We start from the raw sequence: 22,479 nt of genomic DNA on the forward strand, positions 1-22,479 counted from the left end.
GATCTCGGGCCGACGCCGGCTACCCGACGCCGCCGCGGCCGGCTGAGCGGCCGGCGGCCCCGCGGGCGAGGATGGCCCGGTGGCCGATACCGCGCGCACCCACGACCTGGTCGTCTACGGCGCCACCGGCTTCGTCGGCCGGCTGCTCGCCGCCTACCTGGCCGGAGCCGCACCCGCCGACCTGCGCATCGCGCTGGCGGGCCGGTCACGCAGCCGGCTCGAGCAGGTGCGCGGCGAGCTGCCGGCGGCCGCCCGGAGCTGGCCGTTGGTCGAGGCCGACTCCACCGACGACGCCTCGCTCGCCGCACTGGCCGCGTCCACCCGGGTGCTGGCCACCACCGTCGGCCCGTACGTCCGCTACGGCCTGCCCGTCGTCGAGGCCTGCGCCCGGGCCGGCACGCACTACGCCGACCTCACCGGCGAGGTGCTGTTCGTCCGCCGGGCGATCGACCGCACCGACGCGGTCGCCCGCGACACCGGTGCCCGGATCGTGCACGCCTGCGGCTACGACTCCGTCCCCTCCGATCTGTCCGCCCTCCTGCTGGCCGAGCGGGCACGGGCCGACGACGCCGGCGGCCTGCGCGACGTCCAGCTGGTCGCCACCGCTCGCGGCGGGGTCAGCGGCGGCACCGTCGACTCCGCCCGCGCCCAGTTCGAGGAGCTCGGTCGGGACGCCTCGGCCCGGAGGCTCGCCGGCGACCCCTACGCGCTGAGCCCCGATCGCGACGCCGAGCCGGACACCCGCCAGCCGCGCGACGCCGGCCCGCCGTCGCGCACCCCGGACGGCCGGTGGACGGCGCCGTTCGTGATGGCCCCGTTCAACACCCGCGTCGTCCGGCGGAGCAACGCGTTGCAGGACTGGGCGTACGGCCGCGGGTTGCGCTACGGGGAGGTCATGGGCTGCGGTCGCGGGGTTCCGGGGGCCGTCACCGCGTCCGCGGTCACGGCCGGGCTGGCCGGTTTCGCCGCCGCGATGAGCCTGCCGCCCACCCGCGGCCTGCTCGACCGGGTGCTGCCCGACCCGGGCGCCGGCCCCGGCGAACAGGCCCGCGCCCGGGGCTGGTTCCGCATGGTCGTCGACGCCACCACCGAGAGCGGCCGCCGCTACCGCGCCACCGCCGCGGGCCAGGGCGACCCGGGCTACGCCGCCACCGCCGTCATGCTCGGCGAGACCGCCCTCGCACTGGCCCTGGACGGCGACCGGCTGCCCGGCCGGGCCGGCTCGCTCACCCCGGCCACCGCGCTGGGGTCCGTGCTGGTGCAGCGCCTACGCGCGGCCGGGCACACCTACGAGGTGGGGGAGGAGCCCCGATGACGACGCCCGACGACCTGCACCGGCTCGATTCCACCGACAGCGTGCGCCCGGTCTACCGGCGCTGGTCGCCGGGAGGCGAGGTCCGCGGCACCGTGCAGATCGTGCACGGCGCCTCCGAGCACTCCGGCCGCTACGGCCGGCTGGCCGGCGCGCTGACCGCCCGCGGCCTCGCGGTGTACGCGATGGACCTCCGTGGGCACGGCCGGACGGCGGAGACCACCGGAGCCGGCCGATTCGGCGATGGAGCCGAGGCCGAGGCCCTGCTCGCCGACGTCCGTGCGCTGCACGCGGTCGCGGCCGCCGAGCACCCCGGCGTGCCGCGCCTCCTGCTCGGGCACTCGATGGGCTCGATCGTCGCGCTCGCCGCGGCGGAGCAGGCCGGCGGCGACCTCACCGGGCTGGCGCTGTCCGGCCCGGTCGGCGTCGCCCCGCACCTGGCGGAGTCGGTGACCGTGCTGGAGGCGTCGACCGCGGCCGGCGCCGGCGACGTCCCGCTGGACGCGCTGGGCGCCTTCAACCAGCCCTTCGAGCCGGCCCGCACCCCCTTCGACTGGCTCTCCCGCGACCCGGCCGAGGTGGACGCCTACGTCGCCGACCCGCTGTGCGGCGACCGGATGCCGCTGACCACCGGCTACGCGGCCGGGGTCTTCGGCCTGGCGGTCCGGTCGGCCACCGAGGAGGCGATCGCCGCGCTGCCGGACGGGCTGCCGGTGCTGCTGCTCGCCGGCCGGCGTGACCCGGTCGGCGGGGTGGACGCCGGCCAGGTCGTCGCGCTGGCGGACCTGCTGCGCGCCCGCGGCCTGCCGGTGGAGCTGCGGATCTACGACGACGCCCGCCACGAGGTCTTCAACGAGACCAACCGCGACGAGGTGACCGGCGACCTGCTGACCTGGACCGAGGCCCGCCTCGGCGGCGGCCGAGGCGGGTGACCGGGTCACAACCGGCGAATCACACTGCTGTCGTCCCAGTGACCACAGCCATGTCGCAGGGACGGCGGACCGTCGTCCACCCCACCTAGTGTGGGTCGCATGCCGGACCCGTCCACGTACCGACCGGCGGTCGGCAGCATCCCGGAGTCCCCGGGGGTCTACAAGTTCCGCGACCCGGGCGGCCGGGTCGTTTACGTCGGCAAGGCCAAGAGTCTCCGGCAGCGGCTGAACAGCTACTTCGCCGACGTCGCGGGCCTGCATCCGCGCACCCGGCAGATGGTGACGACGGCGGCCAGCGTCGAGTGGACCGTCGTCGGCACCGAGGTCGAGGCCCTCCAGCTCGAGTACAACTGGATCAAGGAGTTCGACCCGCGGTTCAACGTCCGCTACCGCGACGACAAGAGCTACCCCAGCCTCGCCGTCACGCTGAACGAGGAGTACCCGCGGCTGCAGGTGATGCGCGGCCCCAAGCGCAAGGGTGTCCGCTACTTCGGCCCCTACGCGCACGCCTGGGCCATCCGCGAGACCCTCGACACGCTCACCCGCGTCTTCCCGGCCCGCACCTGCTCCAACGGCGTCTTCAGACGCGCCGGGCAGATCGGCCGGCCCTGCCTGCTCGGCTACATCGGCAAGTGCGCCGCCCCCTGCGTGGGGCGCGTCTCCGCCGAGGAGCACCGGGAGATCGTCGACGGCTTCTGCGACTTCATGGCCGGCCGCACCGACTCGATGGTCCGCCGCCTCGAACGCGAGATGGCCGAGGCCGCGCAGGCGTTGGAGTACGAGAAGGCCGCCCGGCTGCGCGACGACCTCGGCGCCCTCAGGCGCGCCCTGGAGAAGCAGGCCGTCGTCCTCGGCGACGGCACCGACGCCGACGTCGTCGCCTTCGCCCAGGACGAGCTCGAGGCGTCGGTCCAGGTCTTCCACGTCCGCGGCGGGCGGGTGCGCGGCCAGCGCGGCTGGATCGTCGACAAGGTCGAGGAGGTCACCACCGGCGAGCTGGTCGAGCAGTTCCTGCTGCAGGTGTACGGGGGGTCTGGCAGCGGGGCCGAGGCCTCCGCAGAGGCGGGGGAGGCGGTGCCCAGGGAGGTGCTGGTCCCCGAGCTGCCCGACGACGCCGACGTCTACGAGGAACTCCTCAGCGAGCTCCGCGGCAGCCGCGTCTCGCTGCGGGTGCCCCAGCGCGGCGACAAGCGGGCCCTGCTGGAGACGGTCGAGCGCAACGCCAAGGAGGCCTTCGCCCGCCACCGCGTGAAGCGGGCCAGCGACCTCACCGCCCGCTCCCTGGCTCTCGCCGAGCTGCAGGAGGCCCTCGACCTGCCCGAGGCGCCGCTGCGGATCGAGTGCATCGACGTCAGCCACGTCCAGGGCACCGACGTCGTGGCGAGCATGGTCGTCTTCGAGGACGGCCTGGCGAAGAAGTCCGACTACCGCCGCTTCTCCGTCGCCTCCGGAACCGACGACACCGCGGCGATGGCCGAGGTGGTCCGCCGCCGGTTCGCCCGCCACCTCAGGGAGGAGGCCGACCGGAAGGACGAGCAGGGGATCGCGGCGGAGGAGGGCCGCCCGCGGCGGTTCGCCTACCCGCCCAACCTGCTCGTGGTGGACGGCGGTGCGCCGCAGGTCGCCGCCGCGGCCCGGTCGCTCGACGAGCTCGGCGTCGTCGACGTCGCCGTCTGCGGGCTGGCCAAGCGGATGGAGGAGGTCTGGTTGCCGAACGAACCCGACCCCGTGGTCCTGCCGCGCACCTCCGAGGCGCTGTACCTGCTGCAGCGGGTCCGCGACGAGGCGCACCGGTTCGCGATCACCTACCACCGGCAGAAGCGGTCCACCAGCATGCTGGTCTCCCTGTTGGACGACGTCCCCGGCCTCGGGGAGACGCGGCGGAAGGCGCTGATGAAGGAGTTCGGATCGCTCAAGCGGCTGCGGGCCGCCACCGTCGAGGAGCTGACGGCCGTCCCCGGCATCGGCCGGCGGACGGCGGAGGCGGTGCTCACCGCGGTCACCCGGCCGGACGCGGCGGAGGCGGCGGCCCAGCCACCGGGGGACGCGGCCGGGCAGCCCGCGCAGAGCGCGCCGGTCGGGGACGTCGTCGAGACGACGACCGCGCCGGTCGGCCCGGCCGAGCGCGGCACCCCCCGCAGCGGATCCGGTGCCACCGCCGAGGTCGGCCTGGTGGCCTCGTGAGGGAGCTGGCGAGCGGGTCCGCGCACCTGGACGCGCCCCCGGGCCCCCCGGGCCACCCGCACAGCGACGTCACTGCGCCGCTGGACCCGTCGACCACCGAGACGCAGCCGCTGGACGTCGTCGTCGTCACCGGCCTCTCCGGTGCCGGCAAGAACAGCGCCGGGCGGGTGCTGGAGGACCTCGGCTGGTTCGTCGTCGACAACCTGCCCCCGGCGCTGCTGCTGCCGATGGTGGAGCTCGGCGCGCGCGGCGACGTCCGGCGCTTCGCCGCCGTCGTCGACGTGCGCAGCCGGGCCTTCTCCAGCGACCTGCAGGAGGCGATCCGGGTGCTGGCCCAGGCCGGCCACCGGCCCCGGGTGGTCTACGTGCACGCCCGCGACGAGGTGCTGGTCCGCCGCTACGAGTCCAACCGGCGCGAGCACCCGCTGCAGGGCAGCGGCACGCTCACCGACGGCATCACCGCCGAGCGGGCGCTGCTCACCGGCATCGCCGGAGAGGCCGACCTCTGGGTCGACACCAGCGACCTCAACGTCCACCAGCTGCGCGCCACGTTGGAGAACGCCTTCGCCCGCGAGGGCCAGGCCCCGCCGCTGACCGCCACCGTGCTCAGCTTCGGCTTCAAGTACGGCCTGCCACTGGACGCCGACCTGGTCGTCGACGCCCGGTTCCTGCCCAATCCGCACTGGCTGCCCGAGCTGCGGCCGCACACCGGACAGGACCCGGACGTGCGGGACTACGTCCTCGGCCAGGACGACGCCCGGCCGTTCCTCGACCGCTACACCGACGTGTTGCGGCTGCTCATCCCCGGTTACCGGCGCGAAGGCAAGCGCTACCTGACCCTCGCCGTCGGCTGCACCGGGGGGAAGCACCGCAGCGTCGCGATCGCCGAGGAGTTCGCCCGCCGGCTCCGGGCGGACGGCGTCGACGCCACCGTCCAGCACCGCGACCTGGGCCGCGAGTAGTGGGCGGCCCGACCTCCGGCCCGGACGGGGCCCCGGCCCGGCCGCCGCGGGTCGTCGCCTTCGGCGGCGGCCACGGGTTGGCCGCCGCGCTGGCCGCCTGGCGCCGGATCACCCACCACCTGACCGCCGTCGTCACCGTCGCCGACGACGGGGGATCCTCGGGACGGATCCGCCGGGAGATGCCGGTCCTGCCGCCCGGTGACCTGCGGATGGCGCTGACCGCCCTGGCCGACGGCGACGACGGCACCCGGCAGATGGCGGCGCTGCTGCAGCACCGGTTCGGCGGCAGCGGCGTCCTCGCCGGCCACCCCGTGGGCAACCTGGTGCTCACCGGGCTGACCGAGATGCACGGCGGCGACACCGTCCGCGCGCTCGACGACCTGTGCCGGCTGCTCGGCGCCCGCGGCCGGGTGCTGCCCATGGCCGACGTCCCCCTCGACCTGGTCGCCCGGGTGGAGAGCACCGACCCCGACGACCCGGCGCGCATCCGCACCATCCGCGGGCAGGTGGCGATCGCCTCCACCCCCGGCCACGTGCGCGAGATCCTGGTCTCGCCGCCGGACCCGCCGGTGCACCCGGCCGTGCTCGAGGCGATCGCCGCGGCCGACGTCGTGTCGCTCGGTCCGGGCTCCTGGTACACGTCGGTACTGCCGCACCTGCTCGTCCCGCGGCTGCGTGCCGCGCTCGCCGCCAGCCGCGCCCGGGTGGTCGTCGTCCTCAACCTGGAGCCGCAGCCGGGGGAGACCGACGGCTTCTCCCCCGAGGAGCACCTGACGGTGCTGCGGTCCCACCTGCGCGGAGTGGCGTTGCACACCGTGATCGCCGATGCAGAATCGGTGGTTGACCGCTGTGGTCTCCTGTCTGCGGTACGTGAGTGCGGTGCCGAGCTCGTCCTGGCCCCGGTCGCCGAGGACGGCGGCGTGCCGCGGCACGACCCGGCGCGCCTCGCGGCGGCACTCGGGGCGGCGGTCGGGGCGCGGCGGGGGATGGAAATCGACGAGCGGGTACCGCAACCTCAGGTGCCGGAACCGGTACGAGGGGGAGACGAAGGAGAGGCCGCCGATGGGGCCTGGTAACCCCGGGGGGACGTGGGGGTGGACGGCATGGCGATGACCGCCATGGTCAAGGACGAGCTGTCTCGCGTGGAGTGCACCAAGACCTCCGAGCGCAAGGCGGAGGTCACCGCGCTGCTGCGCTTCAGCGGCGGCCTGCACATCGTGGGTGGCCGCGTGGTCATCGAGGCCGAGCTCGACACCGGCTCGGTGGCCCGCCGGCTGCGTCGCGACATCAGCGAGGTCTACGGCTACACCAGCGGCGTGAGCGTGCTGGCCGGCGGCAACATCCGCCGCGGGGTGCGTTACCTGGTCCGCATCGCCAAGCACGGCGAGGGCCTGGCCCGGCAGACGGGGCTGGTCGACCAGCGCGGGCGCCCGGTCCGCGGGCTCCCGCCGTCGGTGGTCAGCGGCGGCATCAACGACGCCGAGGCCGCCTGGCGCGGAGCCTTCCTGGCGCACGGGTCGCTCACCGAGCCCGGCCGTTCCTCGTCCCTGGAGGTCACCTGCCCCGGCCCCGAGGCGGCGATGGCGCTGGTCGGCGCGGCCCGCCGGCTGGGCATCGCGGCCAAGGCCCGCGAGGTGCGCGGCGCCGACCGGGTGGTCGTGCGGGACGGCGACGCGATCAGCGCGCTGCTCACCCGCATGGGCGCCCACGACGCGGTGCTGGCCTGGGAGGAGCGGCGGATGCGCCGCGAGGTCCGGGCCACCGCCAACCGGCTGGCCAACTTCGACGACGCCAACCTGCGCCGCTCGGCCCGCGCCGCGGTCGCCGCGAGCGCCCGCGTGGAGCGGGCGCTGGAGATCCTCGACGGCGACGCTCCGGAGCACCTGCTCATCGCCGGGCGGCTGCGGCTGCAGCACGGCCAGGCGTCGCTGGAGGAGCTCGGCCAGCGCGCCGACCCGCCGATGACCAAGGACGCCGTCGCGGGCCGCATCCGCCGGCTGCTGGCCATGGCCGACAAGCGGGCCAAGGACCTCGGCATCCCGGACACGGAGTCTGTCGTCACCGAGGACATGCTGACCCAGTAGCGACCCCATCCCGGGCACCGCCCGGAGCGGAGCGAGGGGCGGGGAGGGGGGGTCCTTCTGCTGCCCCCGCCACTCGCAGGCTCGCGGTGGGACCCTGCAGGGGGGCCCACCTCTCCCGCCCCGGGCCACCCGCGGCCGTGGGCGGCCCGGGCCGTGCCGTCGGCGGACCGATAGGGTCGTCGCCGAGCGGGGTCGCGTGCTGCGCGCGGCCCCTGAGTCGAACGACGTGGAGGTCTCAGTGACCGTGCGGGTGGGCATCAACGGTTTCGGCCGGATCGGCCGCAACTTCTGGCGGGCCGCCGCAGCCAGCGGCCAGGACATCGAGATCGTGGCGGTGAACGACCTCACCAGCCCGGAGGTCCTGGCGCACCTGCTGAAGCACGACAGCGTCCTGGGCAAGCTCGCCGAGGACGTCGCCGCCGACGGCGAGGGCATCAAGATCGGCGGGAACACCATGAAGGTGCTCTCGGAGCGTGACCCCGCCAACCTGCCGTGGGGTGACCTGGGCGTCGACGTCGTCGTCGAGTCCACCGGCTTCTTCACCAAGGCCGCCGACGCGCGCAAGCACGTCGACGCCGGCGGGGCGAAGAAGGTCATCATCTCCGCGCCCGCGACCGACGACGACGTCACGATCGTCATGGGGGTCAACGACGACCTCTACGACGGCTCGCAGACGATCATCAGCAACGCATCCTGCACCACGAACTGCCTGGCCCCGCTGGCCAAGGTGCTCAACGACGCGTTCGGCATCGAGCGCGGCCTGATGACCACGATCCACGCCTACACGGCCGACCAGAACCTGCAGGACGGTCCGCACAAGGACCTCCGCCGGGCCCGTGCCGCCGCGCTGAACATGGTGCCGACCTCGACCGGTGCGGCCAAGGCGATCGGCCTGGTGCTGCCCGAGCTCAAGGGCAAGCTCGACGGCTACGCCATCCGCGTCCCGGTCCCGACCGGCTCCGCGACCGACCTCACCGTGCAGCTGACCCGCGAGGCCTCGGCCGACGACATCGACGCCGCCTACCGCGAGGCCGCCGCAGGTCCGCTCGGCAGGTATCTCACCTACACCGATGCGCCGATCGTCTCCTCCGACATCGTCACCGACCCGGCGTCGTGCATCTACGACGCCAAGCTGACCAAGGTCTTCGGGCCGATGGCGAAGGTGCTCGGCTGGTACGACAACGAGTGGGGCTACTCCAACCGCCTGGTCGACCTCACCGCGCTGGTGGGGCGGTCCCTCTGACCCGCCCCGCCCACCCCCGGACCCGCCCGGCCCGTTCCCAGACGATGCGCTCTCTCGACGACCTCCTCGCCGAGGGCGTCTCGGGTCGGCGCGTGCTCGTGCGCGCCGACCTGAACGTCCCCCTCGACAAGAGCCCCCGCGCGATCACCGACGACGGCCGGATCCGGGCCAGCCTGCCGACCCTGCAGGCGCTGCGGGACGCCGGCGCGCGGGTGATCGTCGCCGCCCACCTCGGCCGACCCAAGGGCGCGCCGGACCCGCAGTACTCGCTGGCGCCGGTCGCCGCGCGCCTCGGCGAGCTGCTCGGCGCCGACGTGCCCCTGGCCGCCGACGTCGCCGGCGACGACGCCCGCGCGAAGGCCGCTGCCCTCGGCGACGGCGACGTGCTGCTGCTGGAGAACGTTCGCTTCGAGGCTGCCGAGACGTCCGAGGACGACGCCGAGCGGGGGGAGCTGGCCGACCGGCTGGCCGCCCTCGCCGACGCCTACGTCGACGACGCCTTCGGCGCGGTGCACCGCAGGCACGCGTCGGTGTACGACGTGGCGCTGCGGCTGCCGCACGTCGCCGGCCGGCTGGTGGCCACCGAGCTCGACGTCCTCACCCGGCTGACCACCGACCCCGACCGGCCCTACGTCGTGGTGCTCGGCGGCTCCAAGGTCAGCGACAAGCTGGCCGTGATCGAGGCGCTGCTGCCCAAGGTCGACCGGCTGCTCGTCGGCGGGGGGATGTGCTTCACCTTCCTCGCCGCGCAGGGCTCCGGCGTGGGCCGCTCGCTGCTGGAGGCCGACCAGGTCGACACCTGCCGGCGGCTGCTGGCCGAGGCCGGCGACCGGATCGTGCTGCCGGTCGACGTGGTCTGCGCACCGGAGTTCAGCGCCGAGGCCGAGACGACCACCGTCCCGGTCGATCAGATCCCGGAGGGGCAGATGGGCCTCGACGTCGGCCCGCGCACCGTCGAGGCCTTCGGCCGCGAGCTGGGCGGCGCCCGGACGGTCTTCTGGAACGGCCCGATGGGCGTGTTCGAGCTGGCCCCGTTCCAGGCCGGCACCCGCGGGGTGGCCGAGGCGGTCGCCGCGGTCGACGGCCTGTCGGTCGTGGGCGGCGGCGACTCGGCCGCCGCGGTGCGCCGGCTGGGGCTCGACGAGGCCGCCTACGGCCACATCAGCACCGGCGGTGGCGCGTCGCTGGAGTACCTCGAGGGCCGGGAGCTGCCGGGCCTCGCGGTGCTCGCCGGCCGAGGGGAGGCGTAGTGGCACGCAAGGGGACGCCGGTCCGCCGCGAGGGCCGCCGGCCGCTGATCGCCGGCAACTGGAAGATGCACCTCACCCACCTCGAGGCGATCGGTCTGGTGCAGAAGCTGGCCTTCAGCCTCAAGGAGCCCGAGCTGGAGGCCGCCGAGGTCGTCGTCCTGCCGCCGTTCACCGCGCTGCGCAGCGTGCAGACGCTGGTGGCCGGCGACAAGCTCGAGGTCGGCTACGGCGCGCAGGACCTCTCGCTGCAGGACTCCGGCGCCTACACCGGCGAGGTCAGCGGCGCGATGCTGGCCGCGCTGGCCTGCCGGTACGTGGTGGTCGGCCACTCGGAGCGGCGCGCGCTGCACGGCGAGGACGACTCCGTGGTGGCCGGCAAGGTGCAGGCGGCGTTGCGGCACGGCCTGGTCCCGATCGTCTGCGTGGGGGAGGGGCTGGAGGTGCGCCGCGCCGGCGAGCACGTCGCCCACTGCACCGCCCAGTTGGACGCCGCGCTGGAGGGACTGGCCGCCGAGCAGCTGACCTCGCCGGGCGAGGGCACCGGGATCGTGATCGCGTACGAGCCGGTGTGGGCGATCGGCACCGGCGAGGTCGCCACGCCCGAGGACGCTCAGGAGGTGTGCGCTGCCCTACGGTCACGGCTCGCCGAGCGTTTCGGCCCCGGGACCGCCGCTGTGGTCCGTATCCTCTACGGCGGGTCGGTGAAGGCCGCGAACACGGCCGGGATTCTGGCCGGGCCGGACGTCGACGGTGCACTCGTCGGGGGCGCGAGCCTCGACGGCGACGAGTTCGCGCAGATCTGTCGGTCAGCCGCCGACGGCAGCTGACCGCCGCCGCCGGCAGGCGGGGAGCGGGTGGGTTGGACAGCACGCTGGAGCGGGGCCGGGTCCGGGCGCGGGGCACTCGCGGCCGGGTCGTCGGCGTCGCCGTGGTCGTCCTGCTGGTCGTGGCCGTGGCGGTCGGCTGTGCCAACGTCCGGGACGGCGGGCCGCGCGTCCCCGTCGTCGGCGGTGCCCCGGACGCCGGGATCACCGGAGTCCGGGCGCCGTCGGACGCGACCGGCGGCACGCTGCGGGTGGTGACCGGCGAGGTCGACAGCCTCGACCCGCAGCGCTCCTACCTGCCCGGGGTGTGGAACCTGATGCGGCTCTACACCCGCACGCTGGTCACCTACTCGACCGAGCCCGGCCGCACCGACGAGCTGGTGCCCGACCTCGCCACCGACCTGGGCACCACCCCGGACGGCGGCCTGACCTGGACCTTCACGCTCCGCGACGGCGCCCGGTTCGAGACCGGCCGGCCGATCACCTCGCGGGACGTCAAGTACGGCATCGAGCGGTCGTTCGCCTCGGACGTCGTCGTGGGTGGGCCCACCCGCGTGGTCGATCTGCTCGACGACCCGGGCAACCCCTACGCCGGCCCGTACCAGGACGAGACGCCGGGCAAGCTCGGTCTGGCGTCGGTCGAGACGCCCGACGACCGCACCATCACCTTCCGGCTCCGCTCGCCGCAGCCGGACTTCCCCTACGTCATGGCGCTCCCCTCGAGCAGCCCGGTCCCGATCGAGAACGACACCGGCGCCGACTACGGTCGCGATCCGGTCTCCTCCGGCCCGTACGTCATCACCACGGTCGACCCGGTCACCGGCATCGTGCTCGACCGCAACCCGCAGTGGGACCCGGCGGCCGACGGCGTGCGCCGGGCCCTGCCCGACCGGGTGGTCGTGCGTACCGGGCTGACCGGCGTGGAGCGGGACCAGGCGCTGCTCGCCGGCTCGGCCGACGTCGACATCTCGGGCACCGGCATCCAGGCGCCCACGACGGCCCGGCTCGGCGAGGGGACCGGCGGGGACGTCCCGCTGACCGACCGGGTCGACGAGCTCACCAACAACGTCGTCCGGCTGCTCGCGCTGCCGACCGACGTGGCGCCGTTCGACAACCCCGCGTGCCGGGCCGCGGTGGCCGCGGTCGTCGACCGGGCCGCGGTGCAGGAGGCGCTGGGCGGGGCGACGGAGGCCGTGCGCACCTCCCAGCTGTGGCCGCGCGGCGTCGACGGCGGGCCCGAGGACCCCGACCCTCCAGCCGATCCGGCGGCGGCAGAGGAAGCGCTGGCCGCCTGCGGCCGGCCGGACGGCTTCAGCACCGTGCTCGCCGTCCCGGACGCCCCGACCAGCGTGGCCGTCGCCGAGGAGGTCGCCGGGCAGCTGGCCGGCATCGGCATCCAGGTCGAGGTGCGGGCGCTGGACGCCCCGAGCTTCTACGCCACCGAGGTCGGCAACCCCGACCGCGTCCGCGCCAACGGGATCGGCATCGTGCTGGCCACCTGGACCGCCGACTTCCCGACCCCGGGGTCCTTCCTGGTGCCGCTGGTGGACGGCCGGTCGGTCAGCCTGGTCGGCAACACCAACTTCGCCCGGCTCACCGACCCGGCCATCGACGGGCTGATCGACGCCGCTCGCGCGGCCGCCGGCGACCCGGAGGCGGCCCGCGCCGCCTGGCGGGACGTGGCGACGGCGGCCACCGCCAGCGGCGCCTACGTCCCGCTGGCGGAGTCCCGGGTGCAGCTGCTGGCCGGCCAGCGACTGCGCAACGGCGTGGTGATGGGGCCGTACACGAGCTACGACCTGGCGACCGCCGGCGTCCGCTGACAGCCCGGGCGCGGAAGCGGACCCTGTGGACAGCCGCTGACAGCCCGGAGAGCCGCGCTGACGGGGGAGCCGCCGGGGGTCGGTTACCCTCGGGGGCATGGTCGAGCTGGTCCTCAACGTGCTGCTGGTGCTCACCAGCGTGCTCCTCGTGGTGCTGATCCTGCTGCACCGCGGCAAGGGTGGGGGCCTGTCCTCGATGTTCGGCGGCGCGGTCTCCTCGCAGCTGTCCGGTTCCTCCGTGGTGGAGAAGAACCTCAACCGGCTGACCGTCTTCACCGGGTTGATCTGGACGGTCTGCATCGTCGGCCTCGGCATCCTGCTCAAGGTCTGACGAAGGACCCTCCTGCCCCCCACCGCTCGCAGGCTCGCGGCGGGCCATGCAGGGGGCCGGGACCCGGGACGGGGCCAAAGTCCTCTTCGCGGCACCGGTCCAGGCCCTAGACTGCCCCAGTGGCGGGTCGCCGCAGATCGTCGGAGACGCACAGGGGGCACTCGTGGCTGGTGGTAACGCGATCCGTGGCACACGGGTCGGCGCGGGGCCGATGGGCGAGGCCGAACGCGGCGAGGCGGCCCCTCGCCGGCGGGTCCTGTTCTGGTGCGCGCAGGGGCACGAGACCCATGTGGCCTTCGCTTCCGACGCCGAGGTCCCCGACCTGTGGGACTGCCCGCGGTGCGGCCTGCCCGCCGGCCAGGACCAGTCGGCCCCGCCCCCGGCGCCGCGGACCGAGCCGTACAAGACCCACCTGGCCTACGTGCGCGAGCGGCGGAGCGACGCCGACGGCGATGCCCTGCTCGAGGAGGCGCTGGCCAAGCTGCGGGCCCGGCGCGGCGCCTGAGGACGGCCCCTCCAGGGCGCCCCCGAGCGTGCGGGGCGACCCGGGAGGACGGGGTCCTCTTCAGTTGCGCGGTGGCCGCGGCCGGGGCACGGTCACCCGGGTCACCCAGGTCGCCAGCCCCCGGTCCCACTAGCAGCCGGGGTGTCCTGGTACCGGTGCGGCACCAGGACGACGACCGGCACGGGGCGGGCGGTGCGGCGGCCGGCCGGCGCGGGGAGCGTCATCGCATGCTCCACGGGTGAGGACGGCGGTGCGGCCGGACGGTGCGCCGGGTCGCGCACCGGAGAGTGCTCCGCCGGATTCCGCCGACCCCGGTCGTCGTGCCACCCGACCGCGAGGCCGAGCTCAGCCCTCCCGGTCCAGCTCGGAGGCGGCGTCGACATCGATCAGCCAGCGGGTCGCCCGGCGCCCGTGCACGCCGGCCGCGGGCAGCTCCCCGGGTGTCGCCCCACCGGTCAGGGCCTGCGCGACCGCGGGCGCCTTGGCCGCGCCGGAGACCAGCAGCCACACCTCCTCGGCGGCGTTGAGCGCGGGAAAGCCGAGGCTGATCCGGGTCGGCGGCGGCTTGGGGCAGTCGCGCACGGCGACCACCGTGCGGTCGTCGGTGACCGCCGGCGTCCCCGGGAAGATCGAGGCGACGTGGCCCTCCGGGCCCATGCCGAGCAGCAGCACGTCGAAGCGGGGCAGCATCGCGCCCTCGGGCGCCGCGGCGGCCAGCTGGTCGGCGTACCAGGCCGCGGCGTCCTCCGGCTCGGCGAACCCGGCGTCCGAGGGGGGCATGGCGTGCACCCGCTCCGCCGGGACGGCGACCGCGTCGAGCAGCGCCCGCCGCGCGCCGAGCTCGTTGCGCTCCTCGTTCCCGGCGGGCACGAAGCGGTCGTCGCCCCACCAGACGTCGACGGCGGCCCAGTCCACCCGCTCGCGCGCCGGCTCGCGGGCCAGGTCGGCGACCCGCTCGAGGACGGCGGTGCCGATGCCGCCGCCGGTGAGGACGACCCTCGCCGTCCCGTGCACCGCCTGCGCCGCGGCCAGCCGGGCGACCAGCGCCGCGGCGACGTCGCGGGCCAGCCGGTCGGCGTCGGGCTCGACGACGACGTCCGGCCGCTGGCCCTCCGCGGCCGGCCGGGCGGCGATGCGCTCGCCGGGGGGCAGACTCACGGGGCCACCTCCGTGCTGTTGCGCTCACCGCTGACGGCGACCTCGTCGTCCCCGATCGAGTCCTCCGGCACGGTGTCCAGCAACTCCCCGGGCCCGCCGCGGGCCTCGGCGGGGTCCAGCCACATGTGCTTGCGCACCGACGTGCGGTCCGTCAGGTCCGGGACGCCGGTCGTGGCTTCCAGAGCCTCGGCGAAGGGCTCGTCCGGGTCCAGCCGGCGCAGCTCCTCGCCGATCAGGTCGCCGAGCTGCCGGTCGGGCAGTGCCACGGTCGCCTCCGGCCGGTAGGGCTGGCTGATCACCGCCCCGCCGCGGCGGTCGGCCGCCACCCGCACCCGCTCGTCCTGGTCGAGCTGCAGGGCGACCGCGGAGACGCCACTGGGGCCGGGTCGACGTTCGCCGGCCACCACCGGGACGTCGAGGCCACAGCGCGCGCTCAGCCAGCCGGCCAGCAGCAGCGCCGTGGCGTGCCCGGGGTCTCCTTCGACCTGGCCGCCCAGCACCCGGACGGCCTCCCCGCGACGACCGGACACCGAGTCGACGGTCGACGTGAGGGTGGCCCGCCACGGCGTGCTGCGGGTCCAGGCCAGGTCGGTGTCGCCGGGGGCGTAGTCCTCGGCGCGGGTGCGCAGGGCGGCGAGCTGGTCGTCGGCCAGCGAGCTGTCGGTGATCCGCCGGTCGGCGATGACCGCGAGCGCGTCGGTGGCCAGCTGCTCCGGCGGGGTGTCGTGCCACCAGGTCACCACCGGGGCGTCCGCGGCCAGCAGCGGCAGCACCACCGACTCGGCGTGCAGGGCCAGCCGGCCGTACATCCGCATGACCACGGCCTCGCCCGGGCCCAGCCGGCCGCCGATGAGCACCTCGGCGTCCAGGCGCGGGGTCGGCGCCTCGATGTGCCGGCGCACGACGATGAGCAGCCGGCAGGGGTGCTGCTCGGCGGCGGCGGTCGCGGCCTCCTCGGCCTCGGCCACCCGGTTCTCGTCGGCCACGACCACGAGGGTCAGGGCGACACCGGAGAGCACGGCGCCGCCGGTGCGCCGCTGCGCGGCCAGCTCCTTCACCACGGCCGAGCCGGTGGTGTCCCACAGCGTGGTCACGGTCGTCTCCTCACGGTCGCCGCCACCGGCGGCCCTCGGCGGCGAGCATCTCGTCGGCGGCGCGCGGCCCCCACTCGCCGGCCCGGTAGGGCTGCGGTCTCGTGCCCGCCCAGAACTCTTCGAGCGGGTCGATCACCGCCCACGACGCCTCGACCTCCGCGTTGCGCGGGAAGAGCGTCGCGTCGCCGAGCAGGACGTCGAGCAGCAGGCGCTCGTAGGCCTCGGGGCTGGCCTCGGTGAACTGCTCGCCGTAGAGGAAGTCCATCGACACGTCGCGGACCTCCATCACGCTCCCGGGCACCTTCGACCCGAACTTGAGGGTGACCCCCTCGTCGGGTTGCACTCGCACGACCAGCTGGTTGTTGCCCAGCTCCTCGGTGTCGGTGTCGGCGAAGGGCAGGTGCGGAGCGCGCTTGAAGACGAGCGCGATCTCGGTGACCCGCCGCGGCAGCCGCTTGCCGGCGCGCAGGTAGAACGGCACGCCGGCCCACCGCCGGGTCTCCACGCCGAGCCGGACGGCGGCGTAGGTCTCGGTGGTCGAGTGCGGGTCGACGCCGTCCTCCTCGCGGTACCCGGTGGCCCGCTGACCGGCCAGCCAGCCCTGCTCGTACTGGCCGCGGACGGCGGAGGTCGCGAGGTCCTCGGGCAGCGAGATCGCGCGCAGCACCTTGAGCTTCTCGGTGCGGATCTCCTCGGCGGAGAACTCGACCGGCTCCTCCATCGCGGTGAGCGCCAGCAGCTGCAGCAGGTGGTTCTGCAGCACGTCCCGGGCGGCGCCGGTCTCCTCGTAGAACTGCGCCCGCCCGCCGATCCCGACGTCCTCGGCCATGGTGATCTGCACGGAATCGACGTGGTGGACGTTCCAGATCGGCTCGAACAGGGTGTTGGCGAACCGCAGCGCCATCAGGTTCTGGACGGTCTCCTTGCCCAGGTAGTGGTCGATGCGGAAGACGTCGTCGGCGCTGAACACCGAGTCGACCAGTTCGTTGAGCGCCCGGCTGGAGGCCAGGTCGGTGCCGAACGGCTTCTCCACGACCACCCGGCGCCAGCGGTCCGGCGTGCTCTCGGCCATGCCGGTGCGCTGCACCTGCTTGAGCACGACCGGGAACATCGCCGGCGGGATGGAGAGGTAGAAGGCGGCGTTGCCGCCGATGCCGTGGCTGCCCTCGAGCTCGGCGAGGGTGGCGGCCAGCTCGTCGAAGGCGTTGTCGTCGTCGAACGAGCCCTGCACGAAGCGCACGCTGCCGGCGAGGCGCTCCCAGACCTCCTCCCGCCACGGGGTCCGGGCGGCCTTGCGCGCGGCGGAGCGGGCCAGCTCGGCGAAGTCCTCGTTCCCCCAGTCGCGGCGCGCGAGGCCGAGCAGGGCGAAGTTGGTCGGCAGCAGGCCGCGGTTGGCCAGGTCGTAGACGGCCGGGAGGAGCTTCTTGCGGGACAGGTCCCCGGTGATGCCGAAGACCACCAGCGCGCAGGGTTCCGGTACCCGGGGCAGCCGCCGGTCCCGCGGATCGCGCAGCGGGTTGGGAATCATGATCCGTCCTCGAGATCGGAGGGGGACCCGCCGTCCGATCCGGCGGGAGATCGGACGGCGGGGTGGGTCAGCGATGCTCCCCGGAGCCGATCCTGGTCCACGTCGCGGCGCAGGACGCGTCGAGGAGCTGCTCGACTCCGGCTGCCCGCTCGGTCAGGTGCAGGTGCAGCAGCGGCCGCCCCCGGTCGGCCAGCGCCTGCCGGTCACCGGCGGCCTGGGCAGTGTGCAGGGTTCCGAAGGTGTAGGGCCGGTCGGGCACCGGCAGGTCCTCGGTGTACGCCCCGGTGAGCTGCAGGAACGCCCCCGTCTGCGGACCGCCCTTGTGGTACTGGCCGGTCGAGTGCAGGAAGCGCGGGCCCCAGCCGAAGGTCACGGCGTGCTCCGTCCGCCGGGCGAGCGCGGCCCGCAGCTCGCCGGTGCGGGCGTCACGCCGGCGGTCGAGGTAGGCCATCACCGCGAGGTAGCCGCGCGGCGGAACGGCGGCCAGCAGCGCCTCGAGGGCCAGGGACACCCCGTCGTGCTGGGTGAGGTCGACCCCGTCGAGCAGGCCGTTGGCCGCGCGCAGCTCGACCGCGCCGATGGTCGCCAGGGGCGGCTCGTCCGCGAAGCCGGCGTCCAGGAGCCGCTGGGTGTTCTCCTTGGACTCGGTCACGTTCGGCTGGTCGAACGGGTTGATCCCGATGACCCGCCCCGCGACCGCGGTGGCGTACTCCCAGCCGAGGAACTGGGCGCCCAGCGGCCCCGTGACGCCGACGGAGGGACCCGGGTCCACCGGGTCGCCGCCGACGACGGCCAGCAGCGCGTCGGGGCCGGTGGCGCCCGGGGCGTCGGCGGACTCCACGACCACCGGCAGCAGCCCGCGGCCCTGCTTGCCGGTGGACTCGGCGATCAGCTGCTCGGCCCAGTCGCCGAAGCCCTGGATCCCGGTGTCGCGGCCGCCCCTGCCGCCATCGGCGAGGGTGACCTTGTCGCGGCCGGTGTGGAAGCCCGCGCCCAGGGCCACGCCCAGCTCGAGGGCGGCGTTGCCGGGCTCGGCCAGCTGCTCGGCCAGCTCGGCGGCCTCCTCGAGCAGCGCGCCGACGTCGACCCCGGCCAGCGCGGCCGGCACCAGGCCGAACGCGGACAGCGCGCTGTAGCGCCCGCCGACGTCGGGATCGGCGAGGAAGACCGCGCGGGCGCCCATCGCCGACGCCGTCTCCGACAGCGGCGAGCCGGGGTCGGTGACGACGACGAACCGGGCCCCGATCCGATCCTCGTCCAGCCCCGCGGCGGCGAACGCACCGATGAAGGCCCGCCGCTGGCTGTCGGTCTCCACCGTGCCGCCGGACTTGGAGCTGACCACGACCACGGTGCGCTCGAGGTCGGCCATGGCGGCGGCGACCTGGCCGGGGTCGGTGGTGTCCAGGACGACGAGCGGCACGCCCGCCGTCCGGCAGATCACCTCGGGGGCCAGCGACGAGCCGCCCATCCCGCACAGCACGACACGGTCCAGGCCCTCGGACTGCAGCTCGGCGTGCAGCTCGGCCAGCCGGCCGACCAGCTCCCGGGACGTGGCCGGCAGATCCAGCCAGCCTAGCCGGATGGCGGCCTCGCTCTCGGCCTCCGGACCCCACAGGGTGGGGTCCTTGCGCACCAGCCGGGCGGCGACGTCGTCCCCGGTCAGCTGGGCGCGGAGGGGCTCGGGGACCTCGAGCCCCGTGGCGCGGAACCCGAGGCTCATGCCTTGTCCTGCAGCTGGGTGCGCACCGACTCGGTGAGCTCGTCCCAGGAGTCGGCGAACTTCTGCACGCCCTCGTCCTCGAGCACCCGGAAGACGTCGTCGAGGTCGACGCCGGCGTCGGCGATCGACCGCATCACCGCGGCCGCCTCGTCGTAGGTCTTCTGCACCGGGGTGCCGGGGGCGCCGTGGTCGGCGTAGGCCTTCAGCGTCTTCTCCGGCATGGTGTTGACCGTCCCCGGGGCGATCAGCTCGCCGACGTAGAGCGTGTCCGGGTAGTCGGGGTTCTTCACACCGGTCGAGGCCCACAGCGGTCGCTGCGGCCGGGCGCCCTTGGCCTCCAGCGCCTTCCAGCGGTCGGAGGAGAAGACCTCCTCGTAGGCCTGGTAGGCCAGCTGGGCGTTGGCCAGCGCGGCCTTCCCCTTGAGCGAGGCGTCCGCGCCCGCGGCGTCCAGCCGCTTGTCGATCTCGGTGTCCACGCGGGAGACGAAGAAGGACGCCACCGAGGCGATGCCGGAGAGGTCGGCGTCCGGGTCCTCGGCCAGCCGCTGCTCCAGCCCGGACAGGTAGGCGTCCATGACCGCCCGGTACCGCTCGAGGCTGAAGATGAGGGTGACGTTGACGCTGATGCCGCGTCCGATGGACGTGGTGATCGCCGGCAGTCCCGCCTCCGTCGCCGGGATCTTGATGAACAGGTTGGGCCGGTCGACCAGCCACCACAGGTGCGCGGCCTCGGCGGCCGTCGCGTCGGTGTCGTGGGCCAGGCCGGGGGCGACCTCCAGCGACACCCGGCCGTCGCCGGGCTGCTGCTGGGCCACCGGAGCCAGCAGGTCGCAGGCGTCCCGGACGTCGGCAGCGGTGATGGTGCGCAAGCCCTCCTCCACGCTGACCTGCCGCACGGCGAGGGCGTGCAGCTGGTCGTCGTAGGACTCCGACCCGCTGATCGCCGCGGCGAAGATGGTCGGGTTGGTGGTGACGCCGACGACGGAGTACTCGTCGACCAGCGACTGCAGGTTGCCGCTGCGGATCCGGTCGCGGGAGAGGTCGTCGAGCCAGACGGCGACCCCTGCCTCGGAGAGCTCGGCCAGCTTCTCGTTCTGTGCCATGTCCTTGCCTTCCTGGGTGAGTCTGGAACGGCCCTGTCGCAGGTAGAAGGACCCCATCCTCCTCGTCCCTCGCAAGCTCGGGGCGAGCCTCGGGATGGGGCCAGGTGGGACAGCGGGGTCCCTACTTGTCACCGGTGGGGTGGGGGAGGCCGCCGGTCGCGGCGACGGGGCCGGCCGGGACGGCGTCGCCCGACCGCGCCGCCTCGATGCTCTCGCGGGCGGCGGCCACGACGGCCTCGTCGGTGAGGCCGAACTCCTCGTAGAGCACGGAGTAGGCGGCGCTGGCCCCGTAGTGCGTGAGGCCGACGATCCGGCCGGCGTCCCCGACGAACTCGCGCCACCCCATCGGCACGCCGGCCTCGACGCTGACCCGGGCGCGGACGGCGGGCGGCAGCACCTCGTCCTTGTAGGCCTGGTCCTGGTCGGCGAACCACTCGACACAGGGCACCGAGACCACCCGGGTCGGCACGCCGTCGGCCTCCAGCCGCTCGCGCGCGGCCACCGCGATCTGCACCTCGGACCCGGTGCCGAGCAGGATCAGCTCGGGGCTGCCGTTCGAGGCGTCGGCCAGGACGTAGGCGCCCCGGGCCACCCCCTCGGCCGAGGCGAGGGCGGAGCGGTCGAAGACCGGCAGGTTCTGCCGGGACAGCAGCAGGCCGGCGGGCCGGTCGTTGTGCTCGAGGACGGTCCGCCAGGCGACGGCGACCTCGTTGGCGTCGGCCGGCCGGACGACGTCCAACCCCGGGATGGCCCGCAGCGCGGCGAAGTGCTCGATCGGCTGGTGGGTCGGGCCGTCCTCGCCGAGGCCGATCGAGTCGTGCGTCCAGACGTAGGTGACCGGGAGCTGCATGAGCGCCGCCAGCCGGACCGCGCCGCGCATGTAGTCGGAGAAGGTGAGGAAGGTGCCGCCGTAGACGCGGGTGCCGCCGTGCAGGGCGATGCCGTTCATGATCGCGCCCATCGCGTGCTCGCGGACGCCGAAGTGCAGGGTGCGCCCGTACGGCCCGCCCGACCACATCTTCGTCTGGCGGTCGGCCGGCACGAACGACGGCTCGCCCTCGACGGCGGTGTTGTTGCTCTCGGCCAGGTCGGCCGAGCCACCCCACAGCTCGGGGAGCCTGGGGTACAGGGCGGCCAGCACCTGGCCGGAGGCCTTGCGGGTGGCCACACCCTTGGGGTCGGCGTCCCAGGTCGGCAGGTCGTCGGCCCAGCCCTCGGGCAGCCGGCGTTCCCGCATCCGGGCCAGCAGCGCCGCGCGCTCGGGCTGTGCCTGCTCCCACGCGGCGAAGCGGTCGTCCCACTCCGCCCGGACCTTGCGGCCCTCCTCGACGACCGAGCGGGCGTGCGCCAGCACCTCGTCGTCGACCTGGAAGGTCTGCTCGGGGTCGAAGCCGAGGATCTCCTTGGTGGCCCGGACCTCGTCCTCGCCCAGGGCCGAGCCGTGGGCGGCGCCGGTGTTCTGCTTGTTCGGTGCGGGCCAGGCGATGATCGTGCGCAGCACGACGATCGACGGCCGGCCGGTCTCGGCCTTCGCGGCGGCGAACGCGGCGTCGACCGCGGCGAGGTCCTCGCCGTCGTCCACGTGCTGGACGTGCCAGCCGTAGGCCTCGTACCGCTTGCCGACGTCCTCGGTGAACGCGACGTTCGTGTCGTCCTCGATGGAGATCCGGTTGTCGTCGTAGACGAGGACCAGGTTGCCCAGCTGCTGGGTGCCGGCCAGCGACGACGCCTCGCCGCTCACGCCCTCCTCCATGTCGCCGTCGGAGGCGAAGCACCAGATGGTGTGGTCGAAGAGGCTCTCGCCCTCGGGGGCGTCGGGGTCGAACAGGCCGCGCTCGCGGCGGGCGGCCATCGCCATCCCGACCGCGTTGCCCACACCCTGGCCGAGCGGGCCGGTGGTGGTCTCCACGCCCGGGGTGTGGTTGACCTCGGGATGGCCGGGGGTCCGCGAGCCGAAGGTGCGCAGCGCCTGCAGGTCCGCCAGCTCCAGGCCGTAGCCGGAGAGGTACAGCTGGATGTAGAGGGTCAGGCTGGAGTGGCCCATCGAGAGCACGAAACGGTCCCGGCCCACCCAGTTCGGGTCGGTGGGGTCGTGCCGCAGCCACGTGTGGAACAGCAGGTAGGCGGTAGGGGCCATGCTCATCGCCGTCCCCGGGTGGCCGTTGCCCACCTTCTGGACGGCGTCCATCGCCAGCACACGAGTGGTGTCGATCACCCGGCGGTCCAGGTCCCCGAAGCCCTCGGGGAGGGTCGGGTGCGGCTGGCGCGGGTCGCCGGTGGGGGCGTCGGTGGCGGCCTCGGCCGGGGCCTCGGACTCGGTGCTCTGGGTTCCCATGTCTGTCGTTGCTCCCTCGGGTCGGCCGGTCGGGACCCGTCCGGGGCGATGTGCGGCGACCTCGTGCGCCCCGGACGGACGGCGGTGACTG

General features: G+C 74.8%; 19 protein-coding genes. 12 read left to right on the forward strand and 7 right to left on the reverse strand.

Features of this window, described 5'->3' with window-relative positions:
• Positions 1-79: 79 nt before the first annotated feature.
• The 12 genes from E4P41_RS11750 to E4P41_RS23625 all read left to right on the forward strand — a co-directional run bounded on the left by E4P41_RS11750 (position 80) and on the right by E4P41_RS23625 (position 13,450).
• Positions 80-1,315 (forward strand): saccharopine dehydrogenase NADP-binding domain-containing protein, encoded by a 1,236-nt coding sequence (locus E4P41_RS11750; RefSeq protein ID WP_135141442.1) that lies wholly within the window; start codon positions 80-82, stop codon positions 1,313-1,315.
• Positions 1,312-2,244 carry an alpha/beta fold hydrolase gene (locus tag E4P41_RS11755; protein WP_135141443.1) on the forward strand — a complete coding sequence of 311 codons (933 nt, stop codon included), beginning with the start codon at positions 1,312-1,314 and terminating at the stop codon, positions 2,242-2,244. Before E4P41_RS11750 ends, E4P41_RS11755 begins: the two co-directional genes overlap by 4 nt.
• A gap of 99 nt (positions 2,245-2,343) precedes the next feature.
• A complete protein-coding gene (uvrC, locus tag E4P41_RS11760) occupies positions 2,344-4,428 on the forward strand; it encodes an excinuclease ABC subunit UvrC (RefSeq protein WP_135141444.1) in 2,085 nt (694 codons plus the stop codon).
• Positions 4,425-5,390 (forward strand): RNase adapter RapZ, encoded by a 966-nt coding sequence (gene rapZ / locus E4P41_RS11765; RefSeq protein ID WP_135141445.1) that lies wholly within the window; start codon positions 4,425-4,427, stop codon positions 5,388-5,390. The genes uvrC and rapZ overlap by 4 nt, the downstream gene beginning before the upstream one ends.
• Entirely contained in the window at positions 5,390-6,466 is a 1,077-nt protein-coding gene (gene yvcK / locus E4P41_RS11770; protein ID WP_135141446.1) for a uridine diphosphate-N-acetylglucosamine-binding protein YvcK, read from the forward strand. The genes rapZ and yvcK overlap by 1 nt, the downstream gene beginning before the upstream one ends.
• A gap of 27 nt (positions 6,467-6,493) precedes the next feature.
• Positions 6,494-7,474 carry a DNA-binding protein WhiA gene (gene whiA / locus E4P41_RS11775; RefSeq protein WP_135141447.1) on the forward strand — a complete coding sequence of 327 codons (981 nt, stop codon included), beginning with the start codon at positions 6,494-6,496 and terminating at the stop codon, positions 7,472-7,474.
• Positions 7,475-7,712: 238 nt separating this feature from the next.
• Positions 7,713-8,717 carry a type I glyceraldehyde-3-phosphate dehydrogenase gene (gene gap, locus E4P41_RS11780; RefSeq protein WP_135141448.1) on the forward strand — a complete coding sequence of 335 codons (1,005 nt, stop codon included), beginning with the start codon at positions 7,713-7,715 and terminating at the stop codon, positions 8,715-8,717.
• Between the two features lie 44 nt (positions 8,718-8,761).
• Positions 8,762-9,967, forward strand: coding sequence for a phosphoglycerate kinase (locus E4P41_RS11785; protein ID WP_135141449.1), 1,206 nt, complete (start codon positions 8,762-8,764; stop codon positions 9,965-9,967).
• Entirely contained in the window at positions 9,967-10,794 is an 828-nt protein-coding gene (tpiA, locus tag E4P41_RS11790) for a triose-phosphate isomerase (RefSeq protein WP_245177286.1), read from the forward strand. The genes E4P41_RS11785 and tpiA overlap by 1 nt, the downstream gene beginning before the upstream one ends.
• A 32-nt stretch (positions 10,795-10,826) precedes the next feature.
• On the forward strand, positions 10,827-12,614 hold the full coding sequence (locus E4P41_RS11795; RefSeq protein ID WP_135141450.1) for an ABC transporter substrate-binding protein: 1,788 nt from the start codon (positions 10,827-10,829) through the stop codon (positions 12,612-12,614).
• A gap of 97 nt (positions 12,615-12,711) precedes the next feature.
• A complete protein-coding gene (gene secG, locus E4P41_RS11800; protein WP_135141451.1) occupies positions 12,712-12,945 on the forward strand; it encodes a preprotein translocase subunit SecG in 234 nt (77 codons plus the stop codon).
• Positions 12,946-13,108: 163 nt separating this feature from the next.
• On the forward strand, positions 13,109-13,450 hold the full coding sequence (locus E4P41_RS23625; RefSeq protein WP_135141452.1) for an RNA polymerase-binding protein RbpA: 342 nt from the start codon (positions 13,109-13,111) through the stop codon (positions 13,448-13,450).
• A 101-nt stretch (positions 13,451-13,551) separates the two neighbouring features.
• On the opposite strand, the gene E4P41_RS23630 is transcribed toward E4P41_RS23625, so the two are convergent.
• The 7 genes from E4P41_RS23630 to tkt all read right to left on the reverse strand — a co-directional run bounded on the left by E4P41_RS23630 (position 13,552) and on the right by tkt (position 22,388).
• On the reverse strand, positions 13,552-13,674 hold the full coding sequence (locus E4P41_RS23630) for a hypothetical protein (protein WP_280660293.1): 123 nt from the start codon (positions 13,672-13,674) through the stop codon (positions 13,552-13,554).
• Between the two features lie 121 nt (positions 13,675-13,795).
• A complete protein-coding gene (gene pgl / locus E4P41_RS11810; protein ID WP_135141453.1) occupies positions 13,796-14,608 on the reverse strand; it encodes a 6-phosphogluconolactonase in 813 nt (270 codons plus the stop codon).
• Entirely contained in the window at positions 14,605-15,702 is a 1,098-nt protein-coding gene (locus E4P41_RS11815; protein ID WP_135141454.1) for a glucose-6-phosphate dehydrogenase assembly protein OpcA, read from the reverse strand. The genes pgl and E4P41_RS11815 overlap by 4 nt, the downstream gene beginning before the upstream one ends.
• A gap of 10 nt (positions 15,703-15,712) precedes the next feature.
• Positions 15,713-17,230 (reverse strand): glucose-6-phosphate dehydrogenase, encoded by a 1,518-nt coding sequence (gene zwf, locus E4P41_RS11820; RefSeq protein ID WP_135141455.1) that lies wholly within the window; start codon positions 17,228-17,230, stop codon positions 15,713-15,715.
• A 67-nt stretch (positions 17,231-17,297) separates the two neighbouring features.
• Complete coding sequence (locus tag E4P41_RS11825) at positions 17,298-18,950, reverse strand: glucose-6-phosphate isomerase (RefSeq protein WP_135141456.1); 1,653 nt, start codon at positions 18,948-18,950, stop codon at positions 17,298-17,300.
• Positions 18,947-20,053: a transaldolase gene (gene tal, locus E4P41_RS11830; protein ID WP_135141457.1), complete on the reverse strand. Its 1,107-nt coding sequence runs from the start codon at positions 20,051-20,053 to the stop codon at positions 18,947-18,949. Before tal ends, E4P41_RS11825 begins: the two co-directional genes overlap by 4 nt.
• A gap of 121 nt (positions 20,054-20,174) precedes the next feature.
• The gene (gene tkt, locus E4P41_RS11835) at positions 20,175-22,388 is read right to left on the reverse strand and encodes a transketolase (protein WP_135141458.1); all 2,214 of its coding nucleotides are present in this window, start codon (positions 22,386-22,388) and stop codon (positions 20,175-20,177) included.
• Positions 22,389-22,479: the final 91 nt, after the last annotated feature.

Source organism: Geodermatophilus sp. DF01-2 (assembly GCF_004571065.1).
In the GTDB taxonomy this organism is placed as follows: Bacteria; Actinomycetota; Actinomycetes; order Mycobacteriales; family Geodermatophilaceae; genus Geodermatophilus.

What these genes read in the sequence shown, in the direction of transcription:
- secG (WP_135141451.1), top strand. Translation starts at nt 12,712, where the DNA reads ATGGTCGAGCTGGTCCTCAACGTGCTGCTGGTGCTCACCAGCGTGCTC.
- E4P41_RS11785 (WP_135141449.1), top strand. Translation starts at nt 8,762, where the DNA reads ATGCGCTCTCTCGACGACCTCCTCGCCGAGGGCGTCTCGGGTCGGCGC.
- tkt (WP_135141458.1), bottom strand. Translation starts at nt 22,388, where the DNA reads ATGGGAACCCAGAGCACCGAGTCCGAGGCCCCGGCCGAGGCCGCCACC.
- uvrC (WP_135141444.1), top strand. Translation starts at nt 2,344, where the DNA reads ATGCCGGACCCGTCCACGTACCGACCGGCGGTCGGCAGCATCCCGGAG.
- zwf (WP_135141455.1), bottom strand. Translation starts at nt 17,230, where the DNA reads ATGATTCCCAACCCGCTGCGCGATCCGCGGGACCGGCGGCTGCCCCGG.
- E4P41_RS11755 (WP_135141443.1), top strand. Translation starts at nt 1,312, where the DNA reads ATGACGACGCCCGACGACCTGCACCGGCTCGATTCCACCGACAGCGTG.
- E4P41_RS23630 (WP_280660293.1), bottom strand. Translation starts at nt 13,674, where the DNA reads ATGACGCTCCCCGCGCCGGCCGGCCGCCGCACCGCCCGCCCCGTGCCG.
- whiA (WP_135141447.1), top strand. Translation starts at nt 6,494, where the DNA reads ATGGCGATGACCGCCATGGTCAAGGACGAGCTGTCTCGCGTGGAGTGC.
- E4P41_RS11825 (WP_135141456.1), bottom strand. Translation starts at nt 18,950, where the DNA reads ATGAGCCTCGGGTTCCGCGCCACGGGGCTCGAGGTCCCCGAGCCCCTC.
- tal (WP_135141457.1), bottom strand. Translation starts at nt 20,053, where the DNA reads ATGGCACAGAACGAGAAGCTGGCCGAGCTCTCCGAGGCAGGGGTCGCC.